The organism is Pseudomonas vanderleydeniana, assembly GCF_014268755.2.
Taxonomy (GTDB): Bacteria; Pseudomonadota; Gammaproteobacteria; order Pseudomonadales; family Pseudomonadaceae; genus Aquipseudomonas; species Aquipseudomonas vanderleydeniana.
In genome coordinates, this window is the sequence record NZ_CP077093.1 from 5594424 (window position 1) to 5612415 (window position 17992).

Here is a 17992-nt window from a genome sequence, read left to right on the forward strand (position 1 = left end):
CTCAATCAGAGAAGACCTTCCATGGGTGCCTGGCTTAGCAACATCTCGCTGAAGTACAAATTCTGGGCCGTCAACGCAGTGGCCTTCGTCACCACCCTGCTGTTGGTGCTGTACGCGGTACAGCTTGAACAGCAGGCCCGCACCGACAGCGCGCGCGCCGCCGCACAGGCCGAGGCACGGCTGCTGTCCAGCTGGCCCGCCGGCCAGCCCCTGCCGCAGAATGACCAGTTGCTGGTGTTCCAGAACGGCCAGACACCCAGCCTCAATGGCCAGATGCTGCCACGCCTGGGCGACGCCCAGGGTTGGGTCGCCTACGACTACATGCCGCTGTTCGGCGACAACCCGCTGCACGGCGCCGAAGTGCTCAGCCATGGCGACCAGCGAGTCGCCGTGCTCGCCTATGCGCCGAGCCTGGCCCAGGTATTCAGCGACCGTTTCACCCACTACGCCGTGGCCGTGTTCATCCTGATGCTGGCGATGCTCTGCGCCTCGCAGTTGCTGATCCGCTTCCTGCTCAGCCAGCTCAACACCCTCAAGGACGTGATGCTGCACGTGGAAAAGACCGGCGACCTGTCCGCCCGGGTACCCCTGGCGTGCAAGGATGAGGTCGGCCAGATGGCCAGTGCCTTCAACGCCATGCAGGCCGGCTACCAGCGCGTGGTCGGCACCGTCGCCCGTACCGCCGCACAGCTGGATGTCGGTGCGGCGCGCCTGGCGTCGAGCATGAACGACGTCCAGCACGGCATGCTCGGCCAACAGAGCGAAACCGATCAGGCCGCCACTGCCATCAACGAAATGACCGCGACGGTCTACCACATCGCCCAGCACGCCGGTGCCACCCGCGACCTGTCGAAGACCGCCGACACCCTGGCCGGCAGCGGCAAGGAGGTGGTCAGCCGCGTCCAGCAATCGATCGCCGGCCTGTCCAACGGCGTGCAGCAGACCGCCGAGATGATCCAGCGCCTGGCCGAGGACAGCCAGAAGATCAATGGCGTGGTCAACGTGATCCACAGCATCGCCGAGCAGACCAACCTGCTCGCCCTCAACGCCGCGATCGAGGCGGCCCGGGCCGGGGAAATGGGGCGCGGCTTCGCGGTGGTCGCCGACGAGGTACGCAACCTGGCCAAGCGCGTGCAGACCTCCACCGATGAAATCACCACCATGGTCTCGGCCCTGCAGTCCGGCACCCGCGATGCCGTGGACTTCATGCAGGAAAGCTCGTTCAAGGCCGACGACTGCGTCCAGCAGGCCCAGGAAGCCGGAGCCGCCCTGGCCGAGATCACCGGTGCGGTGGCGCAGATGCGCGAGAGCAACACCCAGATCGCCGTAGCCGCCGAGCAGCAGAGCCAGGTCGCCGAGGAAATGAACCGGGCGGTGGTGAGCATCCGCGATGTCACCGAGAACACCGTCCAACAGACCGTCGACTCGGCCAGCACCAGCAATGAACTGGCAACCCTGGCCGGTGAACTGAACAAAGCCATTGGCCAGCTCAAGCTATAGCCGCGATAGCAAGAGTTGATTCGTCGCCGACGTTTGCCCGCCCTATCCTAGGTTCATCGAATACACGAACCAAGGAACACGATCATGGGCAAACGTCATCCCAACTTTCCCGCCTGGCAATGGCGCGTTGCGCCACAAGCTTCGAGCGACGGCACACGCGAAGGCCTGCAACTGCTCTCGGTGATCCTGTTTGCCCTGGCGTTCCTGCTGCTGGCCAGCGGGGTCTTCACCCAGGACCTGACCAACGTCGCCATCGGCGTGATCGGCCTGGTCGCGGCCAGTGCAGTGCAGCGCAAGCGGCAGACGCTCGAAGCCTAGTAACCGGACTCCGAAAGCACAACGCCCCTGTAGGAGCACACTATCCTGTGGGAGCCGGATTTATCCGCGAAGAACGATAACGAGGTCTTCCAGAAGAGACGTGTTACCTTCTTCGCGGATAAATCCGGCTCCCACAGCAATGCCTCCGATCCCGGAAGAAGTACCCCGGCCCCCACACACAGCGCCAGTCAGCCAAACACCGTGACGGTCTGCCGGCTCAGGGCGATCAGGCGATCGTCCGGGCTCCACAGCGCCGCCGCCACATGGCCGTAGCCATCGCGGGCATGCTCGATCACCGCCAGGTACTTGCACCAGTCCAGGGTGTCGAGTGCCAGCAGCGGCTGCACGAACTCGATGGTCCAGGTCAGGGTGCTGCCCGCCGCCATCTTTTTCAGGTGCGGCAGCAGCGCCGGCGGCCAGGCATCCACCAGGGCCAGCAGATGCGCCTCGTTCAGGGGCTCCTGCTCGACGTCGCCGCGCAGGCGCACCCAGCCGCCCATCTCCCGCGAAGTGTTGCCGGTGAACGGAAAGCCACCGACCGCCCAGCGCATTGCCACGTGCTGCATGAACTCCGGCGTCACGCCCTTGAAGTACGGCAACTCCTGGCACTTGTCCCAGTGCTTCATTTCCGGCGCCGGCTCGGCGGCCACCGCAACCACCGACTCGCGCGACGCGCCGAAGCTGCCCTGCACCAGAGTCACCACCTGGCCGTTCTGCACCGCCCGCCCGAGCACCTGACTGACCGCCTTGCCCTCGCGCAGCACCTCGACCTCGAAACTGACCGGCACCAGCGGCTCGACCGGACCGACGAAAGTCACCGCCAACGAACGCACCGGGCGCTCGGCCGGCACACGGGCGCGCATGGCCTCGTACTGGAGTGCGACCACCAGGCCGCCAAAGGAAGCACGCCCCTGGCCCCACTCGGCCGGGATGACAAGAGCCTGGGGATCACGACGGACCCCTTCGAGCAGATCGGAAAAGCGCATGCACACCTCGGCTGACAAGAATTCCCTGATATCCCTGCAAATTGGAAACTTGCATGATGGAAGTGAATCTTAACCAGCCTTATGGGGAGGTAAAGGGCCTATTCCGGCCAAATGACCTGTCATACAGGTCGTCGCTTCAGGAAAAACAGCGGTTGCTCAGTTTCTCCAGCATCCGGTCCGACTTGCCTTCGGCATCGGCCATGGTGCGGCGCCAACCATTGACGCAAGGTTGCAGGTCCGCCTGGGTTTCGGCCTGGAGCAACCACTGCCAGCAGTCATGCCAGTCGCCCAGGGCCTCCTGGGCCGCCTTGAGCCTCGGCAACGCCGGGGGCGGCAATCGATCCAGCTCGGGGTAGGCTTCAGCGGCGTAGCGCACCCGCTTGATCAGCAGGCGCAGGCGATGGCGATCATGCCCCGGTGCATGCAAGGCCTCGTCCAATGCCTGCCATTGCCTGGCCAGGCGCTTCTCAATGCGTTTCTGCAAGCCCTTGAGCAGGCCCTGGTGTTCAGCCGCGCGCAGGAAGCGCGGAAAGGCATCGAGCACATCGAGCAGGTGCTTGAGCTCGGTACTGCGTGCGACTTTCCAGTAGTCCTCGGCCAGTTGCGCGGTACGCCGTGTCGCCGCGCCATGGTGCCCCTGGCGATGCAGATAGGCCGCCAGAACCTCGCGATCGCGAATCGGCGTGGTCAGCCGGCCTACTTCGGCTGCCGCCAGCTCCAGTTGCTCGACACCCGGCAGTCCGCGCAAGGGTCGCAACAGGCTGCGTAGCCGGCGCACGGCAATGCGCAGGTCATGCAGGCCCTCGTCATCGGTCAGCGCATCGATCCGCGCATGACAGGCCAGCAAGCGTACTTCCAGGTTCAGCACCTGAACCACCAAACGATCAACCAGGACCGACATCGACATTCACTCCCAAATGGAATTGCCAAGACTGCGACGCAATGAGCGCAACTCCTGTTGCAATACATCCATCGACGGGGTTCGCTCAGCATAGCGCTGACTGACGAACAACTCGCCAAAGCGGCGGATACCCTGTGCCTGGCGTGGCAAGTGCACGGCCGCACGCTCGGCAAACGCCAGCGGCCCCTCGCCCGGCTCGCGCACCAGGCCATGCCGCCGCAACAGTTTTTCGAAGGTGGCGAACGCCCGCAACTGCGGGTCGGTCCTCACCTGCCAGGGACGTAGCAGCCATAACGACAGCAGGCCCAGGATCACCACCAGGCCAACCGGCAGCGCCAGCCGCGACAGGTCGCCGAACCAGCGCCAAAGCAACTGCAACTGCTGTTCCCCCTGATAACCCAGGACCCAGCGTTGCCAACCGTAATTGAGATTATCCCAGCCCAGGCGCAACTCGTTGAGCCAGGTCAGCTGCCGGTAGCGCAGCGGCGAGAACACCGAGGCGCCGGGCACGCCCTCGTCGGCGGACAGGGCCTGCTCCAGCCCCTGGTCGATCCGTTGCGGTGCCACCGCATAGGTCGGATCGACGCTGCGCCAGCCCCTTGCGACCTGCCAATACTCGACCCAGGCATGGGCGTCGTACTGGCGTACGGTAAGGAAACCGCCACTCGGATTCAACTCGCCGCCCTGGTAGCCGGCCACCACCCGCGCCGGAATGCCGGCCGCCCGCAGCACATAGGTCATGGCTCCGGCGAAGTGCGCGCAGAAGCCCTGGCGGCTGTCGAACAGGAAACCGTCGATGCTGTCCGCTCCCAGCGTCGGCGGCTGGAGGGTGTAGCGATAGGGTTCATCGTGAAAATGTCTGAGCAGTGCCGCCACCAACGCCTCGGGCTGTGGATAAGTGCGCCGCAGTTCGGCGGCCCACTGCCGCGTCCGGGGATCGCCCTCGGCGGGCAATTGCAGGGCCCGGCGGCGCGCCCGTTCATCGAGCTGCACATCGCGCGGCACCTGCGGCCAGGAACTGGCCCGGTACAGCAGCGCCTGCTGTACCGGGCGCTGGCGCTGCAGCCGATAGTCCGCCAACTGGCGCGCGTCGCCCAATTCGCTACGGGCGACATCGAGCGTCGGCAGCCAGGGTTTGCCGCTGGGTTGCAGGATGACGCTGTAGCGCCACGGCTCGCCGCTGGCCTGCCATTTCGGTGGTGGGCTGGAGGCGATCCCCGGCGACTGGCTCCAGCGCCGGCCATCGAACTGTTCCAGGGTCAGGGCACGCCAGTACAGTTCCCGCCGCGGCGGCAGCGGGCCGTCGAAGCTGGCACGAAATGCCAGCTCGGCGGAGCGCCCGAGTTCAGCCACGTCGGCCGGCGCCATGCTTTCGGAAAGGCCGCTCAGGCCCTTGTCGCTCGGCAGCGGCAATGACCACAGCGGCGCGATCCGCGGGAAGAACAGGAACAGCAACAGCATCAGCGGCAAGGCTTGCGCCAGCAGCGTCGCGGCCAGCCTCAGGGTTGCCGGTGGCCGGGTACCCGGGCCCTGCTGCAAGCCGATCAGGGCCGCCAGCAGGGCGGTGATCGGCAACAGGCTGTAGGCTGCCCACGGCAGGCTGTCCTCGAACAGATAGGCCACCGCCACGCAGAACAACCCGAGGAATATCAGCACCAGCGCATCGCGATGGGTGCGGGTTTCCACCAGCTTGAGGATGAACATCGCCACCAGCAGCACCGCGCCGGCATCCAGGCCGATCAGGCTGCTGCGCGACAGCCAGATCCCGGCGATGGTGAACAGCAGCAACAGCAACTCCAGCAAGCGCCCGGGAAACGTTGCGCGCATGCGGTACACCTGGATACGCCAGAAGGTGCAGCCCAGCCAGAAGGCGACCATCCACAACGGCACGTGGAACCAGAACGGCAACATGACCAGGGCCTGGGCCACCAGCAGCCAGACCAGGCTGGCGCGGGAAATCGTCGTCGCGCCGCTCATGGCGACTGTCCAAACAGTGCCAGGGCACGCAGGCAGGCTTCGCAGTGCACCGCGCCGCTGTCCGTGGCCAGGTGTCGACCGGGCAATTGCAAGGCGAACGGCTGTTCGCGACGGGTCAGTTCCAGTACCCAGTAGCACAGGCGTGACAGACGCTGCTCGACGTCCCCCCCCAGCGCCAGGAAGTCCAGGCAATGCTCCTGGCCTTCAAGGCGGGCGAAATCCTTGATCAGCAACCCCTGTCCACGGGAATAGGCCTTCCAGTGCAAGCGCCGCCAGGAGTCGCCAGGCTGGTAGGGTTTCAGGCCCTGGTAGTCGTCGACGCCCTGCCCGTGGGCCCGCACCCCCTCCTGCGGGGCATCCTCCGGTACGCTGGCCAGGGTTGGCAGTTCACCTTCCAGCGGCTGTGGATAAACCAGCACCTGCTGGCCCAGGTCGACCCAACTCCAGGCCCGCAGGATGCCCAGCGGAAAGCTGCTGCGCACGCCGATACGTGGTGCCGCCAGCCAGCCGCGGGCCCGGGTCGGCCGGGTCAGTTCCAGTTCATGGAAACCCGCCGGCGGCACATCCGCAAGCTGGCTCGCCTGGCCTGACCAGCCGAGATGGATCGCCTGGTGACGCTTCCCGGCGCTTTCCAGGCGCACCACGAAACGCGCCTCCTCGCCGACGAACACCGCCGGCCCAACCCCGGCACTGAGCACCAGGCCGCGCAGATTGCGATAGGTATGCAGGATCGCCACCACGAACACCGACAACAGCAGGAAGCACAGGCCATAGGCAAGGCTGTTCTGGTAGTTGATCGCCACCAGCAGGATCAGCAACAGCAAGGTGGCAAACACCCCGCCCGCGCGGTTGGGCATGATGAAAATCCGCCGCTGGGTCAGTTCCACCCGCGGCGCCGGCGGCAGGCGTCGGGCCAGCCAGGCCCGCCACGCCGTGCGCAGACGGACAATCAAAGCGCCGGCACTTCGCGCAGCAACCATTGCACCAACGCGCCACCGCCCAACCCGGCCGGGTCGGCGCGCTCGCGCAGGCGATGGCCGACCACCGCCGGCAACACCGCCTGCACGTCCTCCGGGATCACATAGTCGCGGCCGGCGAGCAGCGCCCAGGCACGGGCGGCGGCGAGGATCGCCAGGCTGGCCCGCGGCGACAGCCCCCAGGCGAACTGCGCCTCGCTGCGGGTCGCGCCGACCAGGCGCAGGACGTAGTCCACCAGCGGGTCGCTGGCGCGGACCTGCTTGACCTGCTGTTGCAGCGCAGCCAGTTCGCCATGGCTGAGGATCGGTTGCAGCCGGGGCAGCAGGTCGCGCCGCGAGGCCCCCAGCAACAAGGCCTTTTCCGCCGCCCGGGCCGGATAGCCGAGGGACACGCGCATCAGGAAGCGATCGAGCTGCGACTCGGGCAAGGCGAAGGTGCCGCCCTGGCTGGTGGGATTCTGCGTGGCGATGACGAAGAACGGCGACGGCAATGGCCGGGTGGCGCCTTCGATGGTCACCTGGCCTTCTTCCATGGCTTCGAGCAGGGCACTCTGGCTCTTGGGGGTGGCGCGGTTGATTTCATCGGCCAATACCAGCTCGGCGAAGATCGGCCCGGGATGGAACACGAAACCGCCGCTGTCCTTGTCGAACACCGAGGTACCGAGAATATCACTGGGCAGTAGGTCGGACGTGAACTGGATACGCTGGAAACTCAGGCCAAGAACCCTGGCCAGGGTATGGCTGAGCGTGGTCTTGCCCATGCCGGGCAGGTCCTCGATCAGCAGATGGCCGTCGGCCAGAAGACAGGTCAGGGCCAGCCGGACCTGCGCATCCTTGCCCAACACCACCTGGTTGACGGCCTCCAGGCAGTCTTGCAGTTTACTGCGCATAGGCAGACATCCAAATGTGAAGGCATCGCCGCAACCCTGTAGGAGCAGGGCTTGCCCGCGAAGGTATCGCTGCGACCTTTCAGAGACACCGCAGTCTCGTTTTTCGCGGGCAAGCCCTGCTCCTGCAGAGCGAGGACGTGACACAGAGGCGTGCTCGGCGCACGCATCTACCCGGCAAACTGCCCCGAATCAAATCCAGTTAGCGACCGGCACGCGACTCACGAATGTAGAAACGCGCTTTCTCGGCCTTGGCCGAACAACCCTCGTAGGCCTCGAACTGCTGTTGGGTCTTGGCCCCGGTCAGCAACGAGAGAGCCTTGGAGTAGCTCACGGTCCCGGCAAAGCCCTCGGCCTTGGCCAGGTCCAGTTCACGCCAGGCAGCATCCAGCTGGGTACCGCAGGTTTCGCGATAGGCAGTCTTGCCCGCGCAACCGGCCAACGCCAATGCAATCAATGGCACACAGATCCAGGCTTTCATCGATGACACCTCAAGAAAAAACAGTCGTGCAGCTTATGACGGCACGCCAGGCAAAAAGTGCCTTGCACCGTTCTACAAGCTTAGCCAATCCCCATGAACGAAAGCCATCGATGACTTCATGCAAATGCCGATGATTGTGCCGCCACCCGCCTTGGGTGCATTGTGGGTCACCGGCTGGAAGGAGTGCATGATGAAAAAACGCGTTGCATTGGTGCTGGGTTCGGGTGGGGCCCGGGGGTATGCCCATATCGGGGTAATCGAGGAGATCGAACGACGCGGCTATGAAGTGGCCTGCATCGCCGGCTGCTCGATGGGCGCAGTGGTCGGCGGCATCTACGCTGCCGGCAAGCTCGACGAATACCGCAACTGGATCGAAAGCCTGGACTATCTCGACGTCCTGCGCCTGGTCGACGTCAGCTTCCGGCTGGGGGCGATCCGCGGCGAAAAGGTCTTCGGCCAGATCCGCAAGATCGTTGGCGAAATCGACATCGAGAACCTGCGCATTCCCTACACGGCAGTCGCCGCCGACCTCACCAACCAGCAGGAAATCTGGTTCCAGGAAGGTTGCCTGCACCAGGCGATGCGCGCCTCGGCGGCCATCCCGAGCCTGTTCACCCCGGTCATGCAAGGCAATCGCATGCTGGTCGACGGCGGCATTCTCAACCCGCTGCCGATCGTACCGGTGGTCTCCAGCCACTGCGACCTGATCATCGCCGTCAACCTCAACGCCACCAACCAGAAGCAGTACCAACTGCCGGTGATCCAACGGCCACCGGCCTTCAAGAGCCGCTTCAACGCCCTGCTCAGCTCGATGGGTTCGCGCCTGCCGTTCCGCCGCAAGCAGGCCGAGGAGTTGCTGCGCCTGGAGCAGCAGACCCTGGTCGCCGACTCGGCGGACCTCGCCAACGCCTGGCTCGACGCCGCCGATCCCGAAGCCCAGCAGCCGGCGGCCGCTCCCGAGGCCGATGGCGCGCCGAAATCGGCGACCGGTTCGTTCATCGTCGACAACGTTGGCCCCGCGTCCTTGCTGGACCTGATCAACCAGAGTTTCGAGGTGATGCAGACCTCGCTGGCGCAGTACAAGATTGCCGGCTATCCACCGGATATCCTGATCAACGTGCCCAAGCGGGTCTGTCGCTTCTTCGAGTTCTACAAGGCGCCGGAATTGATCGCCCTGGGCCGCGAAATCGCCCGCGATACCCTGGATCGCTACGAGGAGGAACGCCGCTGAGGCCGGGCGGCCTGTCAAAGAAATCCTGTGGAACACATCAAGCCATGCGGCAAACACCTGGTGTGTGGCAAGCCCGCGGCTGTGGTAGGCGGGCTTCTGTGGTGAGCGGGCTTGCCCGCGCTGGGCGGCAAGGCAGCCCCAAAACCAGCCACCGCGATCCATCTGACCCAGCCGGGTCGCCTGGCTTCAGGGCTGCTTCGCACCCCAGCGCGGGCAAGCCCGCTCACCACAACAGCTCGCCGACCACAGCAGCTCGCTCACCCCAGCAGCCCACTCGCCGCAAAGACGCTATCGGCCCGAAGTCAGCCCTGGTTGTCGAGCAGGCGATAGCCGACACCGGCTTCGGTGACAATGAAACGCGGTCGGGTCGGATCATCAGCCAGTTTCTGGCGCAGGTGCCCGACCACGATCCGCAGGTAGTGGCTGTCCTCGGTATGGGTCGGCCCCCAGATGTCCTTGAGCAGTTGCTGCTGGGTGATGACCCGCCCGGGATGCCGCGCCAGCTGGGCGAGCACCGCGTATTCCTTGCGCGTCAGCGCCACTTCCATACCGTCCAGCGACACCCGGCGATACGCCAGGTCGACGGTCAGCGGGCCGAACTTCAGGGCCGCCTCCTGAACCTCGCCCACCGGCACCTGGCGCAGCAGCGCACGGATGCGCGCAAGGAACTCCTGGATACCGAAGGGCTTGGTCACATAGTCGTTGGCGCCGCCATCGAGGGCCTGGACCTTCTGCGCTTCGCTGGCCCGTACCGACAGTACCAGCACCGGCGCCGCGGACCATTCGCGAAACTCGCGCAGCACCTGCTGGCCGTCCATGTCCGGCAAGCCGAGGTCCAGTACCAGCAGGTCGGGCTTGTTCAGCGCCGCCTGGGCCAGGCCCTCGGCGCCCGTACCGGCCTCCAGCACCCGATACCCCTGGGAAGCGAGGCTGATGCGCAGGAACTTGCGAATCTGCGGTTCGTCGTCGATGACCAGGATGGTCGAAATCTGGCTCATGGTTGGGCAATCGTGCTGAAGAAGCGCCAAAGCATATCAGGCTTCACTTTCAAATCCCGGTTGCTCCTGCAGGGGCAGGAATAGAGTGATACAGGTGCCTCGACCATCGATGCCCTCCGACACGCCGATATGCCCGCCATGGGCGCCGACCATGCCCTGGCAGATCGCCAAGCCGAGGCCGGTACCCTGGCCGCCACGATCGCCACGCGCCGCGGTGTAGAACATGTCGAAGATCTTGCTGCGCTCCTCCTCGGGAATGCCCGGTCCCTCGTCGCTGACCGCGAAGAACAGTTCGCCAGCGGCCACCCCGGCATGGATGTGCAGGCGACCATGGCTCGGTGAAAAGCGCGCGGCGTTCTCCATGACATTGACCAGGGCCTGCTCGATCAAGGCGGCATGCACGTAGAGCAGCGGCAACTCGTCAGGAACCCGGGTACTGACCTGCAATGGCGCCAGCACCGCGCGCAAGCGGTTCAGGGCACTGCCGACGATGTCCGCCGGCGCCACCCAGTCGCGCGCCAGTTTCAGCGCGCCGTGACCGAGCCGGGTCATGTCCAGCAGGTTCTGGATATAGCGGTCGAGCCGTTCGGCCTCGTCGCGGGTGCCTTCCAGCAGCTCCTGGCGGTCGGCCAGCGGGATCGCCTCGCCGAGGGCCAGCAGGCTGTCGATGCTGCCGCGCATCGAGGTCAGCGGTGTGCGCAGGTCATGGGAGACCGACGCCAGCAAGGCGCTGCGCAGTTGCTCGGTTTCGCCGTGCAGGCGGGCCGCCTCGAGGTCGTCGGCCAACTGTGCCCGGGCCAGGGCCTGGGCCAGCGGCTGGCTCAGCGCGGTCAGCAGGCGGCGACGCTGTCCCGTCAACGACTGGCCTTCGCGCGGACAGACACCAAGCAACGCCAACGGCCCTTCCTCCGCCGACAACGGCCACCACCACCAGCGGCCGAATGGCAGTGTACCGGTCCCCATCCCCGCCGGCTGGTCGTGCTGCCAGGCCCAATCGGCCGCAGCGCGTTCAGCCTCGGAAAAACTCCATGCGCCACCGCTCTCGACCTTCCAGCCACCCTGCCCGTCGCGGTTGAGCAGGCACACGTCCAATTCGTCCCAGCCACTGAGGTGCAGGGACGCCGCGCTGATCACCGCCTGGCGGTCGGTGGCGGCGGTCAACTTGCGCGACAGGTCGAGCAATTCGCTGGTTTCCTCCTGGGTATCGCGCAGGGCCTGCAACTGGCGGCGCTGGCGAGCGGCCAGGTTGCCGGTCAGCGCCGCCATCATCAGGAAGAACAGCAAGGTCAGCACATCCTCTTCACGCTGGATCGCAAAGGAGAAGTTCGGCGGGATGAACAGGAAGTCGTAGGTCAGGAATGACAACACCGCACAGACCAGCGACGGGCCGAGGCTGCTGCGCACCGCCACCAGCAACACCGCGGCGAGAAACACCAGCGAGATGTTCGGCAACGGCAGCACACTGGCCACGCCCCAGGCCAGGGCGCTGGCCAGCACCGTCGCCAGCACGGCCAGCAGATAGTCGAGCCAGACCACCGCATGGGGTTCACGGACACGGGGCTGGCGTTGCTCCTCCTGGCTGTCGAGAACGTTGATTTCCAGGCCCCGGGCATTGCGCAGCAGGTGTGCCGCCAGCCCGCCGCCAAACAGCCGACGACGCAGACGCTGGCGCGACTGGCCGACCAGCACCAGGCTGGCACGGCGCTCGGCGGCATGCTGGATCAGGGTCTTGGCCACCTCGCCGGCTCGCAGCAGCACCACTTCGCCGCCCAGGCGCTCGGCCAGTTGCTGGGCACTCTGCAGGCGCAGTCGCGACTGCTCGTCGCGGCTGCTGCCGTTATCCACGTGCACCAGGCTCCAGGGCAGATGCCGCCGCTGCGCGACCCGGCTGGCATGGCGCACCAGGCGCTCAGCCTGTGCATCGCCGTCCACCCCCACCAGCAGGCGACCACGAATCGCCGGGGCGGCCTGGCCGAGAGTCCGGTAACCCTGGGCCAGGTCATTGTCGACCTGGGCCGCAGCGGTCTGCATGGCCAGCTCGCGCAGGGCGGTGAGATTGGTCTGGGTAAAGAACGCATCGATCGCCGCCCGTGCCTGCTCCGGTACATAGACCTTGCCGTCGCGCAGGCGTTCGAGCAGTTCACGTGGCGGCAGGTCGATCAACAGCAGCTCATCGGCTTCCTGCAGGACCCAGTCGGGCAAGGTCTCGCGCACCTGCACGCCGGTGATGCCGCGGACCTGGTCATTGAGGCTTTCCAGATGCTGGACGTTGACCGTGGTGAATACATCGACGCCAGCAGCCAGCAGTTCCTGGACATCCTGCCAACGCTTGAGATGGCGACTGCCGGGTGCGTTGCTGTGGGCCAGCTCATCGACCAGCACCAGTTTCGGCCGGGCCTTGAGCAGACCGTCGAGGTCCATTTCCTCAAGCAGCACGCCGCGATATTCGGAGCGTACCAGCGGCAGTTGCGGCAACCCCGCGAGCAGCGCCTCGGTCTCCGCCCGGCCATGGGTCTCCACCACGCCAGCCAGTACCTTCACGCCCTGGCGCAATTGCGTATGCGCGGCCTGGAGCATCGCATAGGTCTTGCCCACGCCCGGGGCGGCGCCGAGGAATACCTTGAGCCGGCCACGACCGGCCCGGGGCAGTTCGGCGAGCAGCGCGTCGGCGCGACCTGAATCACTCATGTACGAAACTCCCCCTCATAGGATGTGTTGATCGTTCCCACGCTCTGCGTGGGAATGCCGCACCGGACGCTCCGCGTCCAGCCTTGGCGACGCAGAGCGCCACAGGATGCATTCCCACGCAGAGCGTGGGAACGATCATGCGGGGAATTTCATGGATTCATGATTGTTCCCACGCTCTGCGTGGGAACACCACGCCGGACGCTCGGCGTCCAGCCTTGGCAACGCGGAGCGTCACCGGATGCATTCCCACGCAGAGCGTGGGAACGATCAAAGAAGCCGCGAAGAGGCCAGCAAACCTGACCCACATCCCCCTGGCAACAGCGGACTATTTCGAGATATCGGCCAGCGCCGCATTCAAGGCAAGCACATTGACCACCGGCGGGCCAATCAGCGGCTGCTCGATATGCGCCTCTACCAGCTTCTCCACGGCCGCCGCCGACAGGTTGCGTGCCTGCGCCACCCGTGCCAGTTGATAGCGAACCGCAGCCGGTGGCAAGTGCGGATCGAGACCGCTGCCGGAAGTGGTCAGCAGCGCCAGCGGCACCGGCCCCTGGCCAGGTACCGCCTGCTTGGCCGCATCGTCGAAAATGCGCGTGGCCAGCGCCGGGTTGCTCGGCGAGAGGTTGCTCGCGCCGCTGGATACCGTGGCAAAGGCCCCGGCCGAAGGCCGTGGATGGAACCAGGCGTCGCCGGTGAAATCCTGGGCAATCAGCGACGAGCCACGGACCTTGCCGTCGGCGTCGCGCAGCAGGCTGCCATTGGCCTGGTCGGGGAAAACGGCCTGGGCCACGCCGGTGACCACCAGCGGGTAGGCGATGCCGGTGATCAGGGTCATCAGGGCCAACAGGCTCAGGGCCGGGCGCCATACAGTAGACATGTTCAGTTCCTCGATTCGGATGATGGGGTGACGGGCGTGCCGTCTTCGTGGATAAACCGGGGCGCCGGACCGCCGGCTCCCACTAGAGTTATTCCCTACAAATCCGGCAGCCATGGGGCCCGCCCCACAGGGAGCGGGCCACCAGGGCTACACCAGGTGCAATGCGGTCAGCAGCAGGTCGATGGCCTTGATGCCCACGAATGGCACGAGGATCCCGCCCAGGCCGTAGATCAGCAGGTTGCGGCGCAGCAGGTGCGCGGCGCTCGCCGCCTGGACCCGCACACCACGCAGTGCCAGCGGGATCAGTACGACGATGATCAACGCGTTGAACACGATGGCCGAAAGGATCGCGCTCTGCGGGCTGGCCAACTGCATGATGTTGAGCACGCCGAGCTGCGGATAGATCGCCGCGAACAGTGCCGGCAGGATCGCGAAGTACTTGGCCACGTCGTTGGCGATCGAGAAGGTGGTCAGCGCACCACGGGTCACCAGCAGCTCCTTGCCGATCTGCACTACGTCCAGCAGCTTGGTCGGGTCGCTGTCGAGGTCGACCATGTTCGCCGCTTCGCGGGCAGCCTGCGTACCATCGTTCATCGCCATGCCGACGTCGGCCTGCGCCAGTGCCGGGGCGTCGTTGGCCCCGTCGCCGCACATCGCGACCAGCCGACCGTCGTTCTGCTCCAGGCGGATGCGGGCCAGTTTCTTCTCCGGCGTGGCCTCGGCCAGCACGTCGTCGACCCCGGCCTCGGCAGCGATCGCCGCCGCCGTCAGCGGGTTGTCACCGGTGACCATGACGGTGCGAATACCCAGCTTGCGCAGTTCGGCGAAACGCTCGCGGATGCCCGGCTTGACCACGTCCTTGAGGTGGATGACACCGAGCAGCTTGCCTTGGGCGCAGACCAGCAGCGGCGTCCCGCCACTCTGGGCGATCTTGTCGATCTCGCGGGACAGTGCCGGCTGCAGGTCGGCGCGTTTCTGGCCGAGGAAGGCCAGCAGCGAATCCACCGCGCCCTTGCGGTACACCCGCCCCTGGTGGTCGACACCCGACAGGCGGGTTTCGGCACTGAACGGCACCGCGGTCAGTTCCGCGGCCGCCGGCTCCGCCTGTGGATAAAGATCCCGCAGGTACTCGACGATGGATTTGCCTTCGGCGGTTTCATCGGCCAGCGAGGCCAGCAGGGCCCCCTCGGCCAGTTCGCGAACCGGTACGCCAGGCGCCGGGTGGATCGCCGAGCAACGGCGGTTGCCGAAGGTGATGGTGCCGGTCTTGTCCAGCAGCAGCACGTGCACATCACCAGCGGCCTCTACCGCACGACCGGACTTGGCGATCACGTTCAGCCGCACCAGGCGGTCCATCCCGGCGATACCGATGGCCGACAGCAGGCCGCCGATGGTGGTCGGGATCAGCGTCACCAGCAGCGCCACCAGGAACACCAGCGGCAAGCTGCCGCCAGCGAAGTGGGCGAACGGCTGCAGGGTCACCACCACCAGCAGGAAGATCAGGGTCAGGCCGATCAGCAGGATATCCAGCGCGACCTCATTGGGTGTTTTCTGCCGCTTGGCACCTTCGACCAGGGCGATCATGCGGTCCAGGGTCGACTCGCCGGGGTTGCTGGTGATGCGCACCAGCAACCAGTCGGAGACCAGCCGGGTGTTGCCGGTCACCGCCGAGCGGTCGCCGCCGGACTCGCGGATCACCGGCGCCGATTCGCCGGTGATGGCCGCTTCGTTGACCGCGGCGATACCTTCGATCACCTCGCCGTCACCGGGAATCATCTCACCGGCCTCGACCCGGACCACGTCGCCCTTGCGCAGGCTGCTGGCAGGCACCACCTGGAAGCTGTTGTCGGCCTTGCGACGCCGGGCGCTGAGCCCCTCGCTGCCGGCCTTGAGGCTGTCGGCCCGGGCCTTGCCGCGACCTTCGGCCAAGGCTTCGGCGAAGTTGGCGAACAGCACGGTGAACCACAGCCAGAGGGCGATCTGTACCGCAACGAAGGTCGGCACGGCGCTGTTGGGGACCAGGCAGAGGACGGTGGTCAATACCGCCGTCAGTTCCACCACCAGCATCACCGGCGCCCGCTGCAACTGGCGCGGATCGAGCTTGACGAAGGCCTGCACCAGCGCCGGCCGCCACAGGTCGGCGAAGGTAGTCTTGGGCTGTGCGACGACAGCCGGTTTTGTCGCAGGAAGAGGCATGTTCATCATCAGGTCCTCAGCTCTTGAACCCAAGAGCGGCCATACTCAAATGTTCGGCGATCGGCCCCAGGGCCAGGGTCGGCAGGAACGTCAGGCCACCGACCAGCAGGATGGTCACGGTCAGCAGGGTGACGAACAGCGGGCCGTGGGTCGGGAAGCTGTTCTGGCCGACCGGCACGGTTTTCTTCATCGCCAGGCTGCCGGCCAGGGCCAGTACCGGAAGGATGTAGCCGAAGCGGCCGAGCAGCATGCTCAGGCCCAGCATCAGGTTGTGGAACGCGGTGTTGCCACTGAAGCCACCGAACGCCGAGCCGTTGTTGGCACTGGCCGAGGTGTAGGCGTACAGCAGCTGGCTGAAGCCGTGGGCACCGGGGTTGCTGACCGCAGCGGCCGGGCCGGGCAGGCTGGCGGCGATCGCGCCCAGCACCAGGGTACCGATCGGCATTACCAGCAACGTCACCACCAGCAGTTGCACTTCCCGGGCCTGGAGCTTCTTGCCCAGGTACTCAGGAGTCCGGCCGATCATCAGGCCGGCGAGGAATACCGCGATCAGCACGTTCAGCAGCATGCCGTAAAGGCCCGCGCCGACACCGCCGAAGATCACTTCGCCAACCATCATGTTGACCAGCGCCACCATGCCGCTCAGCGGGCTGAGGCTGTCATGCATGGCGTTGACCGAACCGTTGGAGGCCGCCGTGGTGGTCACCGACCAGAGCACGCTGCCGGTGGTACCGAAGCGGGTTTCCTTGCCTTCGAGCGGGGCGGTCTGCTCCACCACCGGGTTGTTCAGCGTCGGGTTCGGCTGGTACTCGGCATACAGCGAGACGGCGCCACCGATCAGCAGCAGGGCCAGCATGCAGCCCATGATCGCGCGGCTCTGGCGCAGGTCCTTGACGTAATGGCCGAAGGTGAACACCAGCGCTGCCGGGATCAGGATGATCGAGGCCAGTTCGAACAGGTCGCTCCAGGCCGTCGGGTTCTCGAACGGATGCGCCGAGTTGACGCCGAAGAAACCACCGCCGTTGGTTCCCAGTTGCTTGATGGCGATCTGGCTGGCGGCCGGGCCGAGCGGAATCACCTGGTCGGCGCCCTGCAGGGTGACGGCATTGACGTAATGGGCAAAGGTCTGCGGCACGCCCTGCCAGACCAGGAACAGCGCCAGCAGCAGGCACAGCGGCAGCAGGCCATAGAGGGTCGCACGGGTCATGTCGACCCAGAAGTTCCCCAGGGTCGACGCCGAGCGCCGGGCAATGCCCCGGCACAACGCGACCAGTACGGCCAGGCCGGTGGCGGCACTGACGAAGTTCTGCACGGTCAGGCCGATCATCTGGCTCAGGTAGCTGAGGGATGCCTCGCCGCTGTAGTTCTGCCAGTTGGTGTTGGTCATGAAACTGACCGCGGTATTGAACGCCAGCGTCCACTCCTGGCCCGGCAGGTTCTGCGGGTTGAGTGGCAGGTACTGCTGCAGTTGCAGGATCGCGAACAGCAGCACGAAGCCGGCGAAATTGAAGGCCAGCACCGCCAGGGTGTATTTCTGCCAGCTCTGTTCGGTCTGTTCATCCACCCCGGACAGGCGATAACAGGCCCGTTCCACTGGCCCCAACACCGGTGTCAGCCAGGTGCGCCGACCTTCCATCACGTTGTAGTAGAAGCGTCCCAGCGCAGGTGCCGGCAACAGCACCAGTGCCAGGAAGGCCAGGATCAGCCAATAGTCATAACCATGCATAACCGCCGCTCCTAGTTCCGATCCGCGCGCAACAGCGCAACCAGTAGATAGATGAACAGCGCCACTGCCAGCAGCAGTGACACCGCGTCCAGAATGCCCATGGGATTTCTCCGTGATACGGCGATTGCCGCGTGTGGAGCCATTGTCGGAAGGAAGGCCGTAAAGGAACGAGAGCGACACCCGGGGCGATACGTAAAGAAGGCGTAAAGAGTCAATTTACGTAGGCATTACACCCTAGAATCCCCAGGA

15 protein-coding genes are annotated in these 17992 nt (G+C 65.7%); 3 read left to right on the forward strand and 12 right to left on the reverse strand.

The annotated features are described in order from the left end of the window. The first annotated feature begins 21 nt into the window (after positions 1 to 21). Together HU752_RS25070 and HU752_RS25075 are read left to right on the forward strand one after the other, a co-directional pair. The gene (locus HU752_RS25070) at positions 22 to 1500 is read left to right on the forward strand and encodes a methyl-accepting chemotaxis protein (RefSeq protein ID WP_186682322.1); all 1479 of its coding nucleotides are present in this window, start codon (positions 22 to 24) and stop codon (positions 1498 to 1500) included. A gap of 84 nt (positions 1501 to 1584) precedes the next feature. Further along, positions 1585 to 1818 carry a terminase gene (locus HU752_RS25075; RefSeq protein WP_186682320.1) on the forward strand — a complete coding sequence of 78 codons (234 nt, stop codon included), beginning with the start codon at positions 1585 to 1587 and terminating at the stop codon, positions 1816 to 1818. Between the two features lie 188 nt (positions 1819 to 2006). Here HU752_RS25075 and HU752_RS25080 read toward each other — a convergent pair whose 3' ends face one another. The 6 genes from HU752_RS25080 to HU752_RS25105 all read right to left on the reverse strand — a co-directional run bounded on the left by HU752_RS25080 (position 2007) and on the right by HU752_RS25105 (position 8027). Next, the gene (locus HU752_RS25080; protein WP_186682318.1) at positions 2007 to 2804 is read right to left on the reverse strand and encodes an acyl-CoA thioesterase; all 798 of its coding nucleotides are present in this window, start codon (positions 2802 to 2804) and stop codon (positions 2007 to 2009) included. 136 nt (positions 2805 to 2940) lie between these two features. Further along, positions 2941 to 3705 (reverse strand): CHAD domain-containing protein, encoded by a 765-nt coding sequence (locus tag HU752_RS25085; protein WP_186682316.1) that lies wholly within the window; start codon positions 3703 to 3705, stop codon positions 2941 to 2943. A 6-nt stretch (positions 3706 to 3711) separates the two neighbouring features. Next, positions 3712 to 5682, reverse strand: coding sequence for a transglutaminase TgpA family protein (locus tag HU752_RS25090; RefSeq protein ID WP_186682314.1), 1971 nt, complete (start codon positions 5680 to 5682; stop codon positions 3712 to 3714). Continuing rightward, complete coding sequence (locus HU752_RS25095) at positions 5679 to 6662, reverse strand: DUF58 domain-containing protein (RefSeq protein WP_186682312.1); 984 nt, start codon at positions 6660 to 6662, stop codon at positions 5679 to 5681. The genes HU752_RS25090 and HU752_RS25095 overlap by 4 nt, the downstream gene beginning before the upstream one ends. Continuing rightward, positions 6632 to 7549: an AAA family ATPase gene (locus tag HU752_RS25100; RefSeq protein ID WP_186682310.1), complete on the reverse strand. Its 918-nt coding sequence runs from the start codon at positions 7547 to 7549 to the stop codon at positions 6632 to 6634. The genes HU752_RS25095 and HU752_RS25100 overlap by 31 nt, the downstream gene beginning before the upstream one ends. A gap of 199 nt (positions 7550 to 7748) precedes the next feature. Next, on the reverse strand, positions 7749 to 8027 hold the full coding sequence (locus HU752_RS25105) for a hypothetical protein (protein ID WP_017902690.1): 279 nt from the start codon (positions 8025 to 8027) through the stop codon (positions 7749 to 7751). A gap of 190 nt (positions 8028 to 8217) precedes the next feature. On the opposite strand from HU752_RS25105, the gene HU752_RS25110 reads away from it, so the two are divergent. Next, positions 8218 to 9258 carry a patatin-like phospholipase family protein gene (locus tag HU752_RS25110; protein ID WP_186682308.1) on the forward strand — a complete coding sequence of 347 codons (1041 nt, stop codon included), beginning with the start codon at positions 8218 to 8220 and terminating at the stop codon, positions 9256 to 9258. 302 nt (positions 9259 to 9560) lie between these two features. Here the strand turns inward: HU752_RS25110 and HU752_RS25115 are convergent, their stop codons facing one another. The 6 genes from HU752_RS25115 to kdpF form a co-directional block, all read right to left on the reverse strand. Continuing rightward, positions 9561 to 10256 carry a response regulator gene (locus tag HU752_RS25115; RefSeq protein ID WP_186682306.1) on the reverse strand — a complete coding sequence of 232 codons (696 nt, stop codon included), beginning with the start codon at positions 10254 to 10256 and terminating at the stop codon, positions 9561 to 9563. A 36-nt stretch (positions 10257 to 10292) separates the two neighbouring features. Next, positions 10293 to 12944: a DUF4118 domain-containing protein gene (locus tag HU752_RS25120; RefSeq protein ID WP_186682304.1), complete on the reverse strand. Its 2652-nt coding sequence runs from the start codon at positions 12942 to 12944 to the stop codon at positions 10293 to 10295. Between the two features lie 325 nt (positions 12945 to 13269). After that, positions 13270 to 13821 (reverse strand): potassium-transporting ATPase subunit KdpC, encoded by a 552-nt coding sequence (kdpC, locus tag HU752_RS25125; protein ID WP_186682302.1) that lies wholly within the window; start codon positions 13819 to 13821, stop codon positions 13270 to 13272. Positions 13822 to 13968: 147 nt separating this feature from the next. After that, a complete protein-coding gene (kdpB, locus tag HU752_RS25130; RefSeq protein WP_437182387.1) occupies positions 13969 to 16017 on the reverse strand; it encodes a potassium-transporting ATPase subunit KdpB in 2049 nt (682 codons plus the stop codon). Between the two features lie 16 nt (positions 16018 to 16033). Then, positions 16034 to 17743, reverse strand: coding sequence for a potassium-transporting ATPase subunit KdpA (kdpA, locus tag HU752_RS25135; RefSeq protein WP_186682298.1), 1710 nt, complete (start codon positions 17741 to 17743; stop codon positions 16034 to 16036). Positions 17744 to 17754: 11 nt separating this feature from the next. Beyond that, a complete protein-coding gene (gene kdpF, locus HU752_RS25140; protein ID WP_017902697.1) occupies positions 17755 to 17844 on the reverse strand; it encodes a K(+)-transporting ATPase subunit F in 90 nt (29 codons plus the stop codon). Positions 17845 to 17992: the final 148 nt, after the last annotated feature.

Coding starts and splice junctions, on each gene's coding strand:
- HU752_RS25105 (WP_017902690.1), bottom strand. CDS start 8,027: ATGAAAGCCTGGATCTGTGTGCCATTGATTGCATTGGCGTTGGCCGGT.
- HU752_RS25100 (WP_186682310.1), bottom strand. CDS start 7,549: ATGCGCAGTAAACTGCAAGACTGCCTGGAGGCCGTCAACCAGGTGGTG.
- kdpA (WP_186682298.1), bottom strand. CDS start 17,743: ATGCATGGTTATGACTATTGGCTGATCCTGGCCTTCCTGGCACTGGTG.
- kdpB (WP_437182387.1), bottom strand. CDS start 16,017: ATGCCTCTTCCTGCGACAAAACCGGCTGTCGTCGCACAGCCCAAGACT.
- HU752_RS25070 (WP_186682322.1), top strand. CDS start 22: ATGGGTGCCTGGCTTAGCAACATCTCGCTGAAGTACAAATTCTGGGCC.
- HU752_RS25075 (WP_186682320.1), top strand. CDS start 1,585: ATGGGCAAACGTCATCCCAACTTTCCCGCCTGGCAATGGCGCGTTGCG.
- HU752_RS25120 (WP_186682304.1), bottom strand. CDS start 12,944: ATGAGTGATTCAGGTCGCGCCGACGCGCTGCTCGCCGAACTGCCCCGG.
- kdpC (WP_186682302.1), bottom strand. CDS start 13,821: ATGTCTACTGTATGGCGCCCGGCCCTGAGCCTGTTGGCCCTGATGACC.
- HU752_RS25085 (WP_186682316.1), bottom strand. CDS start 3,705: ATGTCGGTCCTGGTTGATCGTTTGGTGGTTCAGGTGCTGAACCTGGAA.
- HU752_RS25115 (WP_186682306.1), bottom strand. CDS start 10,256: ATGAGCCAGATTTCGACCATCCTGGTCATCGACGACGAACCGCAGATT.
- kdpF (WP_017902697.1), bottom strand. CDS start 17,844: ATGGGCATTCTGGACGCGGTGTCACTGCTGCTGGCAGTGGCGCTGTTC.
- HU752_RS25095 (WP_186682312.1), bottom strand. CDS start 6,662: ATGGTTGCTGCGCGAAGTGCCGGCGCTTTGATTGTCCGTCTGCGCACG.
- HU752_RS25110 (WP_186682308.1), top strand. CDS start 8,218: ATGAAAAAACGCGTTGCATTGGTGCTGGGTTCGGGTGGGGCCCGGGGG.
- HU752_RS25090 (WP_186682314.1), bottom strand. CDS start 5,682: ATGAGCGGCGCGACGACGATTTCCCGCGCCAGCCTGGTCTGGCTGCTG.
- HU752_RS25080 (WP_186682318.1), bottom strand. CDS start 2,804: ATGCGCTTTTCCGATCTGCTCGAAGGGGTCCGTCGTGATCCCCAGGCT.